General features: G+C 67.2%; 12 protein-coding genes. 7 read left to right on the forward strand and 5 right to left on the reverse strand.

The window, feature by feature from the left end; genetic code table 11:
- Window positions 1–37 precede the first annotated feature (37 nt).
- Window positions 38–982, forward strand: a complete 945-nt coding sequence (locus DM992_RS26940; protein ID WP_111019367.1) for a LysR family transcriptional regulator — start codon at window positions 38–40, stop codon at window positions 980–982.
- 105 nt (window positions 983–1087) lie between these two features.
- Here DM992_RS26940 and DM992_RS26945 read toward each other — a convergent pair whose 3' ends face one another.
- A complete protein-coding gene (locus DM992_RS26945; RefSeq protein WP_111019368.1) occupies window positions 1088–2359 on the reverse strand; it encodes an MFS transporter in 1272 nt (423 codons plus the stop codon).
- 279 nt (window positions 2360–2638) lie between these two features.
- Window positions 2639–2794, reverse strand: coding sequence for a DUF3309 family protein (locus DM992_RS26950; RefSeq protein WP_111019369.1), 156 nt, complete (start codon window positions 2792–2794; stop codon window positions 2639–2641).
- A gap of 196 nt (window positions 2795–2990) precedes the next feature.
- Here DM992_RS26950 and DM992_RS26955 point away from each other — a divergent pair, with 196 nt between their 5' ends.
- The 6 genes from DM992_RS26955 to DM992_RS26980 all read left to right on the forward strand — a co-directional run bounded on the left by DM992_RS26955 (window position 2991) and on the right by DM992_RS26980 (window position 8635).
- Complete coding sequence (locus DM992_RS26955; protein ID WP_111019370.1) at window positions 2991–3665, forward strand: histidine phosphatase family protein; 675 nt, start codon at window positions 2991–2993, stop codon at window positions 3663–3665.
- A gap of 19 nt (window positions 3666–3684) precedes the next feature.
- Window positions 3685–4716 (forward strand): phosphotransferase, encoded by a 1032-nt coding sequence (locus DM992_RS26960; RefSeq protein WP_111019371.1) that lies wholly within the window; start codon window positions 3685–3687, stop codon window positions 4714–4716.
- A gap of 103 nt (window positions 4717–4819) precedes the next feature.
- On the forward strand, window positions 4820–5584 hold the full coding sequence (locus DM992_RS26965) for an SDR family oxidoreductase (protein WP_111020410.1): 765 nt from the start codon (window positions 4820–4822) through the stop codon (window positions 5582–5584).
- Window positions 5585–5591: 7 nt separating this feature from the next.
- Window positions 5592–6350, forward strand: coding sequence for a glucose 1-dehydrogenase (locus DM992_RS26970; protein WP_111019372.1), 759 nt, complete (start codon window positions 5592–5594; stop codon window positions 6348–6350).
- Window positions 6351–6384: 34 nt separating this feature from the next.
- Window positions 6385–7629 carry an acyl-CoA dehydrogenase family protein gene (locus DM992_RS26975; RefSeq protein WP_111019373.1) on the forward strand — a complete coding sequence of 415 codons (1245 nt, stop codon included), beginning with the start codon at window positions 6385–6387 and terminating at the stop codon, window positions 7627–7629.
- 100 nt (window positions 7630–7729) lie between these two features.
- Complete coding sequence (locus tag DM992_RS26980) at window positions 7730–8635, forward strand: LysR family transcriptional regulator (protein ID WP_111019374.1); 906 nt, start codon at window positions 7730–7732, stop codon at window positions 8633–8635.
- Window positions 8636–8669: 34 nt separating this feature from the next.
- On the opposite strand, the gene DM992_RS26985 is transcribed toward DM992_RS26980, so the two are convergent.
- The 3 genes from DM992_RS26985 to DM992_RS26995 all read right to left on the reverse strand — a co-directional run bounded on the left by DM992_RS26985 (window position 8670) and on the right by DM992_RS26995 (window position 12804).
- Window positions 8670–9797 carry a J domain-containing protein gene (locus DM992_RS26985; protein WP_111019375.1) on the reverse strand — a complete coding sequence of 376 codons (1128 nt, stop codon included), beginning with the start codon at window positions 9795–9797 and terminating at the stop codon, window positions 8670–8672.
- An 86-nt stretch (window positions 9798–9883) separates the two neighbouring features.
- Window positions 9884–10216 carry a DUF4148 domain-containing protein gene (locus tag DM992_RS26990; protein ID WP_111019376.1) on the reverse strand — a complete coding sequence of 111 codons (333 nt, stop codon included), beginning with the start codon at window positions 10214–10216 and terminating at the stop codon, window positions 9884–9886.
- Between the two features lie 209 nt (window positions 10217–10425).
- Window positions 10426–12804, reverse strand: coding sequence for a DNA polymerase II (locus DM992_RS26995; protein WP_111019377.1), 2379 nt, complete (start codon window positions 12802–12804; stop codon window positions 10426–10428).
- Window positions 12805–12826 lie beyond the last annotated feature (22 nt).

Below are 12826 nucleotides of genomic sequence, written 5' to 3' on the forward strand. Positions count from 1 at the left end.
AAACTCTTGATGAATCGATAACCTGGAGTAATCAAACATGGGCTCGATCGACAGACGAGACTCGACCCCGCAGTTGCTGAACCGGCTGCGCATGCGGCAGATCGCGCTGCTGCTTGCCGTGGACGAATGCTCGACGCTGCGTGCGGCGGCCGAGCAGATGGGCCTCACGCAGCCGGCCGCGACGAAGATGCTGGCCGAACTGGAGAGCGCGCTCGGCCAGCGGCTGTTCGATCGCATCGGGCGCGGGCTCGTGCTGAATCCGGCCGGCGAGCGCGTGCTCGGCTATTTCCGCGGGATCCGCGGCAGCATGGAGGCGTTGAATCGCGAGCTCGGCGAACTGCAACTCGGCAGCGCCGGGCGGCTGGCGATCGGCAGCATCATGGCGGCGTCGCCGGGGCGGCTCACCGAGGCGCTGGTGCGGCTGAAGGCGCGTTATCCGCTGCTCGCGATCGACATCGCGGTGGACACGAGCGACCGGCTGATGCCGCAGCTTCGCGAAGGCGTGCTCGAAGTGGTGATCGGCCGCAACGTCGGGACCGATTGCGACTTCCGCGTGGTCGACGACGAGGCGCTCGCGATCATCGCGGGCCGCGACCATCCGCTCGCGGGCGCCGGGCCGGTCGGGTTCGATGCGCTGCTCGATTACACGTGGATCCTGCAGCCGGCCGGCAGCCCGGCACGCGAGGTCGTCGAGCGCGAGTTCCATGCGCGTCACCAGCCGATGCCGCGCGGGCTGGTCGAGACGGGCTCGATCCTGACCACGATGAACCTCGTCGACCGTTCGACGATGCTCGGCGTGATTCCGCAGACGGTCGCGCAGCGCAACGCGGAGCACGGGCTCGTCGCGATCGTCGACTACGCGCTCGATCAGAAGCTGCCGTCGTACGGCAGCATCGTGCGGCGCGACCGGCCGCTGAGCATCCCCGCGCAGCATTTTCTCGCGCTGTTTCACCGGGAGGGCGCCGAGGAGGATGCTGCTTGACGGAGCGGTTCGCAGGCCGAGCCGATCACGCGTCGCGGAACGTGGCGATGCGTGATGGCGGTGCGGGCGGCACGGGCGGGACGGGTGACGCCGTGGCGAGCCGGTTTAGTGCGCCGACGGCGCGACGGGTGCCTCGGCGAGCGTCGGCATCGATGCCGACAGCGTGCGGTCCGGGCGAATCCGCAGCGCGGCGACGATGCCGATCAGCAGCATCGCGACCGAACCGATGAACGGCAGCGTCCAGCTGCCCGTGCGGTCGACGAGATAGCCGAACAGGATCGGCGACAGGATCCCCGCGATCGCGGAACCGGCGTTCATCATCCCGCTCGCGATACCGGCGTGGGTTGGCGCGATGTCGCTCGGCACGGCCCAGATCGGCCCGATCGTCAGCTCGAGGCACAGGAACGACCCCGACAGGCACAGCGCGACGCCGGCCGTGGAATGCACGAACGCGAGCGGCAGCAGGCAGGTGAGCGCGCCGGCGAAGCTCGTGACGATCACGCTCTGGCGCGACAGCGCGAGGTTGCCGGTCTTCCGGTAGATCCGGTCGCAGAGCCAGCCGCCGAGCGTGTCGCCGACCACGCCCGCGAAGAACACGCCGGACGCGAACAGCGCGGTCGATTTCAGGTTCAGGCCCTGGCCGTTCAGGAAGAACGTCGGCAGCCACGTGAAGAACAGCCAGGCGGTCCAGCCGTAGCAGAAGTAGACGAAGATCGTCGGCGCCATCCGGCGCAACAGCGGCCCCCACGGCGTCGGGCCGGACGGCGGCGCGGGGCGGGCGGCACGCGTGCTGCCGTCGTCGTCGCCGAGCGGATGCTCGCGGAAGCCGACGATCCACCAGACGAGCCACACCAGCGTCACCGCGCCGATCACGAAGAACGCGGCGCGCCACGACAGCCACGTCATTAGCGCGGCGACGATCGGCGGCGTGACCGCGTTGCCGAGCCGCGAGAACGAATGCGTGAAGCCTTGCACGACGCCGCGCCGTTCACGCGGGAACCAGTGCGTGATCGCGCGGGCCTGGGCAGGCAGCGTCGCGCCTTCGCCGATGCCGAGCAGCAGGCGCGCGGCGAACAGCAGCGTGAGACTGTGCACGAGCCCCGTCGCGAAGGTCGACACGACCCAGATCAGCCCGCAGCCGATCAGCGTGATGCGGGCGCCGAACCGGTCGGCGATCCAGCCGCCGCCGATCTGGCAAATTGCATACGAATACGCGAACGCGGAGAACGCGACGCCGAGCTCGGTGTTCGACAGGCCGAGCTCGGCCTTGATCGCGCCGGCCGCGGTCGCGAGGTTGACGCGGTCGACGTAGAGGATGAACGAAAGCGCGCACAGCAGCCACAGCGTGTGGCGCCGCTGACGATGGTCGTTAGGCATGTGTCTCACTCCATTCTCGTGCGCGGCGTTGCAATGACGCTGCGTTCACTGGTCGGGCCAGCATCGCGCGCAGGAGGAGGCACCGTCTAATGAATCTTTTGGATCAGTTGATAACCTGAGGCATTCGGTTTCGTTGCGGTCTGGAGGCCGTGCGGCACGCGTTCGCCACGGACGAACGGCAGCGGGCTCACGCCGCATGCACGCGGGCCTTGCTTGTTCGTGTAAATAAGCCGCAGCGACAGCTTTGGAAGGCGCGCGCCGGGCGCGCGCCGCCCATACTCAGATGCGACCCAGCAGCACCAGAATCACGACAATGACGACGATCAGCCCGACGGTCCCCGATGGCCAGTAGCCCCAGCTTCGGCTGTGCGGCCATGTAGGAAATGCACCGACGAGCAACAGAATTAGTATGACGATAAGGATCGTGCCGAGCATCGCACCCCTCCTGGACCGTGTTCGACGGACGGCGTGTGCTGTCGCAATTCATGTGCCGCCGCACGGGGCGGCTGGCGAAATCGTCGTGTCCGGGTATGTGAAATTCACGCACTGAATACTCGTCGATTCAGAAAATAAATTTCAAAAATGCACCCCCGCTCGCTATGCTGAATCCTTCTGATCCGGCGGGCATGCGATGGCTGAACTCTTTCTGGTACGGCACGGACAGGCGTCGTTCGGCACCGACGACTACGACCGGCTTTCCGCGGCCGGCGAGCAGCAGGGCGTCTGGCTCGGCGAATACTTCGCGCGGCAGGGCCTGGCGTTCGACCGCGTGATCTGCGGCACGCTGAACCGCCACGCGCAGACGATCGACGCGATCCTGCGCGGGATGGGCCGCGAAGGCGTGCCGTACGACCGCCATCCGGGCCTGAACGAATACGACTTCCACGGGCTGTTCGCGGCGGCCGCCGGCGACTATCCGGAGATCGCGCGGCTCGCAGCCGGATCGATGAAGGAATATTTCCTTGCGCTCCGGCAGGTGCTGCAGCTGTGGTCCGAGGACAAGCTCGGCGATGCGGCCCCCGAGACCTGGGCGCATTTCCAGCAGCGCGTCGCCGACGCGCGCGCCGCGATCCGCCACGGCGGCGGCCAGCGCGTGCTCGCGGTGAGCTCCGGCGGCCCGATCGCGGTCACCGTGCAGCAGGTGCTCGCGGCACCGCCGTCGAGTGCGATCGCGCTGAACCTGCAGATCCGCAACAGCAGTCTTTCGCAGTTTTTCTTCAACGCCGATGCGTTCCACCTCGCGTCGTTCAATGGCATCCCGCATCTGGAGGATCCCGAACGACTCGCGCTGCGAACCTACGGCTGACCCACGAACGATCGCGACGATGACGAACCCTTCCCAGCAACTCGACACAGCCCGCCTCACGCGCTATCTGGAAGCGCACGTGCCGGGCTTCGAAGGCCCGGTCGACACGGAGAAATTTGCCGGCGGCCAGTCGAATCCGACTTTCCTGCTGAACGCGAAGAGCGGCCGCTACGTGCTGCGCCGCCAGCCGCCGGGCGAACTGCTGAAATCCGCGCATGCGGTCGACCGCGAATTCCGCGTGCTGACCGCGCTGTCGGGCACCGCGGTGCCGGTCGCGCGTCCGTATCACCTCTGCGTTGACCGCGACGTGATCGGCAGCATGTTCTACGTGATGAGCTTCGAGGACGGCCGGATCTTCTGGGATCCCGCGCTGCCGGAACTGCCGAAGGCCGACCGCGCGGCGTGCTACGACGCGCTGCTGCGGACGATGGCCGCGTTGCACGACGTCGATGTCGACGCGGTGGGCCTCGCCGACTACGGCCGCCCCGGCAACTACTTCGAGCGCCAGATCGGCGTATGGACGAAGCAGTATCGCGCGGCCGAAACCGGGCGCCTCGACGCGATGGAGACGCTGATCGACTGGCTGCCGAAGGCGTGCCCCGAGGACACGGGCCGGCCGGCGCTGGTGCACGGCGATTTCCGGATCGACAACCTGATGTTCGCGCGCGACAGCTATCGCGTGCAGGCCGTGCTCGACTGGGAACTGTCGACGCTCGGCAACCCGCTCGCCGATCTCGCGTATTTCTGCATGTGCCTGCGGTTGCCGTCCGGCGGGCAGGTGCGCGGCATCGCGGGCCTGGATCGCGCCGAACTCGGCGTGCCGGACGAAGCGGCGATCGTCGCGCGCTATTGCGAATTGCGCGGGATCGAGCCGATCCGCGACTGGCATTTCTATCTCGCGTTCAGTTTCTTCCGCCTCGCGGCGATCGCGCAGGGCGTGAAGGCGCGCGCGCTGCAGGGCAACGCGTCGAGCGAGCAAGCGCTGCGCGTCGGCGCAATGGCCGGCCGGCTCGCCGAACTGGCCGTAAGCGTGATCGACGCGCGTCGCTGACATCGCTGACATCGCTGACATCGCTGACATCGCTGGCATCGCTGGCATCGCCGGGATCGCAGAGCGGCGACACGACAAACCATCAATGGAGGAGCACAACGACATGGCAACGAATCTGTTCGACCTGACCGGCAAGATCGCGCTGGTGACGGGCGCGAGCCGCGGCATCGGCGAGGAAATCGCGAAGCTGCTTGCAGAGCAGGGCGCACACGTGATCGTGTCGAGCCGCAAGCTCGACGATTGCCGGGCCGTGGCCGACGCGATCGTCGCGGCGGGCGGCCGCGCCGAGGCGCTGGCCTGCCACGTCGGGCGGCTGGAAGATATCGCCGCTACGTTCGAGCATATCCGCGGCAAGCACGGGCGGCTCGACATCCTCGTGAACAACGCGGCCGCGAATCCGTATTTCGGGCACATCCTCGATACCGATCTCGCCGCGTACGAGAAGACCGTCGACGTGAACATCCGCGGCTACTTCTTCATGTCGGTCGAGGCCGGCAAGCTGATGAAGACGCACGGCGGCGGCGCGATCGTCAACACGGCATCGGTGAACGCGTTGCAGCCGGGCGATCGTCAGGGCATCTACTCGATCACGAAGGCGGCGGTCGTCAACATGACGAAGGCGTTCGCGAAGGAATGCGGGCCGCTCGGCATCCGCGTGAACGCGCTGCTGCCGGGCCTGACGAAGACGAAGTTCGCGGGCGCGCTGTTTGCCGACAAGGACATCTACGAGAACTGGATGGCGAAGATCCCGCTGCGCCGCCACGCGGAGCCGCGCGAGATGGCCGGCACCGTGCTGTATCTCGTGTCGGATGCGGCGAGCTACACGAACGGCGAGTGCATCGTCGTCGACGGCGGCCTGACGATCTGAGCGCACGATGAAAATCGACAGCTATGCCGGGCAGGCCGTGATGATCACCGGCGCCGCGAGCGGTTTCGGCGCGTTGCTCGCGAGCGAGCTGGCCGCGATGGGCGCGCGGCTGGCGCTGGGCGACCTGAACGGCGAAGCGCTCGAACGCGTGGCCGCGCCGCTGCGCGCGGCCGGCGCCGACGTGATCGCGCAGCGCTGCGACGTGCGTGCCGAAGCCGACGTCGCGGCGCTGGTGCACGAGGCCGCCGCGCGCTTCGGGCGGCTCGACGTCGGCATCAACAACGCGGGCATCGCACCGCCGATGAAGGCGCTGATCGACACCGACGAAGCCGATCTCGACCTGAACTTCGCGGTGAACGCGAAGGGCGTGTTCTTCGGGATGAAGCACCAGATCCGCCAGATGCTCGCGCAGCGCGAAGGCGTGATCCTGAACGTCGCGTCGATGGCCGGGCTCGGCGGCGCGCCGAAGCTGGCCGCATACGCGGCGTCGAAGCATGCGGTGGTCGGGCTCACGAAGACGGCTGCGCTCGAATACGCGCGCCACGGCATTCGCGTGAACGCGGTGTGCCCGTTCTACAGCACGACGCCGATGGTCACCGACAGCGATATCGGCGACCGCCAGGATTTTCTCGCGCAGGGCTCGCCGATGAAGCGGCTCGGCCGGCCCGACGAAATCGTCGCGACGATGCTGATGCTGTGCGCGAAGGAAAACACTTACCTGACCGGGCAGGCCGTCGCCGTCGACGGCGGTGTCTCGGCCTTCTGACCGAACGGAAAAACGGAATCTCGAGGAGTCGATCATGGACTTTGGCTACACCCCGAAAGTGGAAGAACTGCGTGAGCGCGTGAGCGCGTTCATGGACGCGCACATCGTGCCGCGCATCCGCCAGTGGAACGAGGAAGTGCATGCGGGCCAGTATCCCGTGTCGTTCATGGAGGAGCTGAAGGAACGTGCGAAGGCGGAGGGGCTGTGGAACCTGTTCCTGCCGCACCTGAAGGGCGACGAGCCCGGCACGGGCCTGACGAACCTCGAATACGCACCGCTCGCCGAGATCATGGGGCGCGTGAGCTGGGCGTCGGAGGTGTTCAACTGCAATGCGCCGGACACGGGCAACATGGAGCTGCTGCACATGTTCGCGACGCCCGAGCAGCGCGAACAGTGGTTGCTGCCGCTGCTGCGCGGCGAGATCCGTTCGGCGTTCGCGATGACGGAGCCCGACGTGGCGTCGTCGGATGCGACGAACATCACGACGCGCATCGAGCGCGCGGGCGACGAGTACGTGATCAACGGCCGCAAGTGGTTCATCACGAACGCCGCGCATCCGAACTGCAAGATCTTCATCGTGATGGGCAAGACCGATCCCGATGCCGAGTCGCACCAGCAGCAGAGCATGATCCTCGTGCCGCGCGACACGCCGGGCGTGACGGTCGTGCGCAACATCACGGTGGTCAATCACCACGCACCGGAAGGGCACTGCGAGATCACGTTCGACAACGTGCGCGTGCCGGCGCGCAACCTGCTCGGCGACGAAGGCAGCGGCTTCGCGCTCGCGCAGGCCCGCCTCGGGCCGGGCCGCATCCACCACTGCATGCGTTCGATCGGCGCGGCCGAGCTCGCGCTGGAGCTGATGGTCGACCGCGCGCAATCGCGCGTCGCGTTCGGCAAGCCGCTGAACCGGCACGGCACGGTCGGCGAATGGATCGCGCGCTCGCGCATCGAGATCGACCAGGCGCGCCTGCTGGTGCTGAAGGCCGCGTGGATGATCGACAAGGTCGGCGCGAAGGCCGCACGCAAGGAAATCTCGATGATCAAGGCGCTCGTGCCAACCGTGTATACGGACGTCTGCGACCGCGCGATGCAGGTGTTCGGCGCGGCGGGGTTGAGCCCCGATACGCCGCTCGCCGATCTGTGGACCTGGGGCCGCGCGCTGCGTTTCGCCGACGGCCCGGACGAGGTGCACCTGCAGGCGATCGCGCGCATGGAGATCAAGGACGGCGAGCCGGGCTCGACCGCGCGTTACCTGACGCCGCCGCCGCGCGGTTGAGCGGCGCGTCGGGATGCGCAACGCGTCTGGTGTCGCTCGCGGGGCCGGCATGGACGAACGAATGGCGCACGCCGTAAGATGCCGGCAAGGAGATCCGGCGATGCGCCTTTCGAAGATTGATCTGAACCTGTTCGTCGTATTCGAGGCGATCTACAACAAGCGCAACCTGACGCGGGCGGCCGAGGTGCTGAACCTCACGCAGCCGGCCGTCAGCAATGCGCTGGCGCGGCTGCGCAAGACGCTGAACGATCCGCTGTTCGTCAGCACGCCGGCCGGGATGATGCCGACGCCGATGGCCGAGAACATCGTCGGCCGAGTGCGCGAGGCGCTGCAGCTGCTCGATTCGAGCGCGCACGAAGGCGACGTGTTCGATCCCGCATCGTCGGCGCGCGTGTTCCGGCTCAGCATGAGCGACCTGACCGAAGCGCTGCTGCTGCCCGCGCTCGGCGAACTGCTGCAACGGGAAGCGCCCGGCATGCACGTGCGCAGCTATACGATGGACCGCCGCGAAGTGGCCACCGCGCTCGCGAACGGCTCGGTCGACATCGCGATCGACGCGCCGCTGATCGGCGATCCGCATCTGCACCAGGCACTGCTCGTGCGCGACCGCTACGCGTGCATGATCCGCGACGATCACCCGTTCAAGGGCGACACGCTGACCATGGACGACTACCTGTCGATGGGGCACATCCACGTGTCGAGCCGCCGCAAGGGCAGCGGGCACGTCGACGCGGAACTGACGCGCCTCGGGCTGCGCCGCAATATCCAGATGCGCGTGCAGCACTACATGGTCGCGCCGCTGATCGCGATGCGCGGCGATCTCGCGCTGACGGCGCCGCTGCGGCTGCTGCAGCGCTATCCGGCGCGCATCCTCGAACTGCCGTTCGAGATGCCTGGCCTCGATTACTTCTGCTACTGGCATCGCAGCGCCGATCAGGATCAGGGCAGCCGGTGGCTGCGCGAGCAGTTGATGACGCTGATGGGCGGGATGGGCGAGCCGCGGTGACGTTCGACGTTCTGCGGGCAGAGCGCGTGCGCGCTTAAAACGGATCGTCGTCGACGCGGGAGGATGCTCGCCGGCGCTTCATGTCTTTCAGCCAGTCCCTGACCTTTTCCGGATCGTCGAACTCGCGCAGCGCCGCGTTCAGGTCGTGGTTGCTGCGCTGCATGCCGGCAATGTCGCGCGTGAGCATGCGGACGACGGTATCGGGCGCCAGCTTGACGGACGGCGCGATGCCGTAAGTCCGCCGGAACCCGGTCTCGACGTGCAGGACCTCCTGATCCAGCTCGCGGATCTGTTCTTCCAGGATGCCGTTGTAGCGCGTCAGCCGATCTTCGCCGAGGCCGGCGATCGCGCGCCGGTCAATCTGTTCGATCTCCAGCTGCAGTTCCAGCAGTTGCAGCAGATTGCCCTTCGCATAAGCGTGGTTGACCCGCTGCATCAGCACGGTCTTGCGTTGCTGTTCCCGGGGATCGGATTCGCGATCGGGGTGCAGCGCGCTGGCAAGCTTGCGATAGACCTCGCGGATCGACCGGCTCGATTCGGCCTGCTCGGCTTCGCGCCTGGCCTGCGCGGCCAATTGCCTGGGCGATTTCTTGCGCTTGGCGCGCTGTGCCTCGCGGGCCTCGTGGGCGGCCATGTCGCGCCTGAACTGTTCGTCGTGCTCGGCTTGCATGCGCTCGGCGAGTTCGTCGGGAGACAGCGTGTCGAGATCGTCCGCCGGTTCAGCGGCGGGTGTCGGCTCTGATGCTTGCTTCGTCGGTGCGCGATCAGCCGCTGCGCGGTCGTCGTCGCCGGATGCGGCGTGCCGGTTGTAGATGACTTTCAGCTGCGCGTCGTCGCCGACGTCGAGCGGGTTGCGCGCCATATCGGCGATCAGCGCGGACAGCGTGCGCTGCTCGGCCTTGCTCAAACCCTTCCGCAGGAACGCGTCGTCGAGCCGATGGAGCAATCTGATCCGCAACGCCGTCGATGCCTGTTCGAGCGGCAACAGCCCGTCGACGAATTTTTTCTGGAAGACCGGCATGACGGCTTCCCACGCACCGAGACGTTCGCGCCGCTTTTCGATTTGCTCGACGAGCGTATTGAACGTCTTCTGGGCTTTCGACAGGCTGGCTGTCTCGTGGCTGGGCGCGATGACGACCGCGGCTCCGCGACGTGCGGTCATGATTGATGTCCTCCGGCCGCGGCAGGAGGCGCAGCAGGCCGGTATTTTAGCCGGACGGGCGCGTCCCCGAAACGACCGGCGGCGCGTTACCGCTTTATTGTCGCGACCGACGGCGCGCCCGAATCCGTGCCCGGCGTGCCGTTCGCCCCGTAGGCGGCTTCCGCGCTCTTGTGCTCGGCGAGGCGCTTGGCGGCCAGGCGTTCCTGCGCGGCGACGATGTCGCCCGGATAGTTGTCGCCGTCGCCGGCAACCGGCTCGTAGCCGACCGATTCGAGGTCGAGCAGTTCCTGGCGCACCTGTGCGCGCGTGAGCGTCGAGTGCGACGACTGCGACGACTGCGCGTACGACGCGGCCGGTGCGGCGAGAAGAGCGGTGGCGGTAGCGGCGACAGTGGCGATGGTGACGATGATGGATTTCACGGTTTCCTCAGACGATTTCGTTGCGGTTCGGCACGAATTCGCTTCGCTGAACCGACGAGACAAGTTTAGGAACCCGGACTGGCCGGATAAATGGCGATTCCTGACCAGCTGTGTTGCAGGATGAGTCAGAGTGAACGTGCGTGCGCAACACGACGAAGATCGACGTCAGGCCGAGGAGGGGTTGCAGTGGCGTGCGCAGCGCCGTTGCATCAGTCGCCGAACAACTGCCCCTGCCCGGAGATGACGCGTTCGAAATCGTCGCGCAGGAACGGCAGGATCGCATCGGCGACCGGTTGCAACTGGCGGCTCAGATAGAACGCGTAGTCGATCGGCGAGCGCATCGTTTCGAGCGGCTCGGGGCCGGCCGTCGTCATCACGTAGCTGATCCAGCCGCCGCGCTGATACTGCAGCGGCCGGCCCTGCGCGTGGTTGAACTCGTCGGCGATCCGCGCCGCGCGCACATGCGGCGGCACGTTGCGCTCGTACTCGCGCAGCGGCCGGCGCACGCGCTTGCGGTAGACGAGCTGGTCGTCGAATTCGCCGGCGAGCGTGCGCTGCACGTAATCGCGAATGAAATCCTGGTACGGCTCGCGCCTGAACACGCGCCGGTACAGCTCGCGCTGGAACTGCTGCGCGAGCGGCGTCCAGTCGGTGCGCACCGTTTCGAGCCCCTTGAAGACGAGATCCTCGCCGCCGTCGGCCGTCGCCGCGAGGCCCGCGTAGCGCTTCTTGCTGCCTTCTTCCGCACCGCGCACGGTCGGCATCAGGAACCGGCGGTAATGCCGCTCGTACTGCAGCTCCAGCGCGCTTTCGAGCCCGAAGTGGTCGCGCAGATGCGCGTGCCACCAGCGGTTCACGTGCTCGACGAGCGCGCGGCCCTTGGCGCCGGCTTCGTCATCGTCGTGCGCGTGACCGAGCCACACGAACGTCGAATCGGTGTCGCCGTAGATTACTTCGTAACCCTGATCTTCGATCAGCTCGCGCGTACGGTGCATGATCTCGTGGCCGCGCATCGTGATCGACGACGCGAGGCGCGGGTCGAAGAAGCGGCAGCCCGTCGAGCCGAGCACGCCGTAGAACGAGTTCATGATGATCTTCAGTGCCTGCGACAATGGCGCGTTGCGCTGCCGCTTCGCATCGTCGCGGCCTTCCCACACGCGGCGCACGATATCGGGCAGGCAGTGCGCGGTGCGCGAGAAGCGCGCGCCGAGAAAGCCGGGCACCGATGCGTCGCCGCCGGGGTTCTCGAGCCCTTCGATCAGCCCGACGGGATCGATCAGGAACGTGCGGATGATCGACGGATAGAGGCTCTTGTAATCGAACACGAGCACCGAGTCGTATAGCCCGGGGCGCGAATCCATCACGAAGCCGCCGGGGCTGTTCTGCCCCGTCACGTCGCCGAGGTTCGGCGCGACATAGCCGAGCCGGTGCATGCGCGGCAGGTACAGGTGCGTGAACGCCGCGACCGACCCGCCGGTGCGATCGGCGGCGAGCCCCGTGACGCTCGCGCGTTCGAGCGCGAAGGACAGCAGGTCGGCCTTGTCGAAGATGCGCGTGACGAGCTCGCAGTCCTTCAGGTTGTAGCGCGCGAGCGCCGGCTTGTCGTGGTCGAAGCGGCGCTGGATTTCATCCATCCGCTGGTACGGATTGTCGATCGATTTGCCTTCGCCGAGCAGCGCTTGCGACACGTATTCGAGGCTGAACGACGGGAACGTCCACGTCGCCGATTTCAGCATGTCGATGCCGTCGAGGATCAGGCGGCCGGCCGCACCCGCGAAGAAGTGGTCGGGCTGCTGGCCGTGCGCACGCCAGTCGAGCACGCTGCCGCCGCGCCCGAGCTTCAGCGGCACGCCGTATTGCTCCGCGTGCGCATGCAGGATGCGCAGGTCGAACTGCACGAGGTTCCAGCCGATCACCGCGTCGGGATCGTGTTCGCCGAACCAGTCGTTCAGCCGCGCGAGCATCGCGGGCCGGCTGTCGCAGTAGTCGAGGCGGAAGTCGATGGCGCTCGCGTCGGCATCGCCGTTCGGCGGCCCGAGCATGTAGACCTGCCGTTGCCCGCAGCCTTCGAGCGCGATCGAATACAGTTCGCCGTGGACGCTGGTTTCGATGTCGAGCGACACGCAGCGCAGCGCCGGGCGATAGCCGGTCGCGGGTTTCAGCTCGCCGCCGGTCAGCGTGCCGTCGCGGCCGGGCTGGCCGCGAAACTGCACGCATGCCGTGATGAAGCGCTCCATCGCGTAGCGGTCGGGCGGCTGCACGTCGGCTTCGTAGACGTCCACGCCGGCCGCCGCGAGGCGCTTCTGGAGCCCGGACAGGTGGCGATAGCGCCGGCAATAGAGACCGACGACCGGGCGCTGGCTGAAATCGCGCAGCGCGAGCGGGCGCAATTGCGCATCGCGTTCGCCAGCCAGTGTACGTTCGGCGAGCGCCTGCTGTTCTGCCGGAATGAACGCGACGGCTTCCTGCGGGCGCAACCGCACGCGGCGCGGACCGTGTTCGGTTGCCAGCCAGAACTCGATCTCGATACCGGATGCGGTGTCCCGCCAGTGGCGGGTAAGGATGAAACCCTGCTCGAACGCAGTCAAAACGCTTGCTCGTCGTGGATGC

The organism is Burkholderia sp. JP2-270 (assembly GCF_003233675.1).
In the GTDB taxonomy this organism is placed as follows: Bacteria; Pseudomonadota; Gammaproteobacteria; order Burkholderiales; family Burkholderiaceae; genus Burkholderia; species Burkholderia pyrrocinia_C.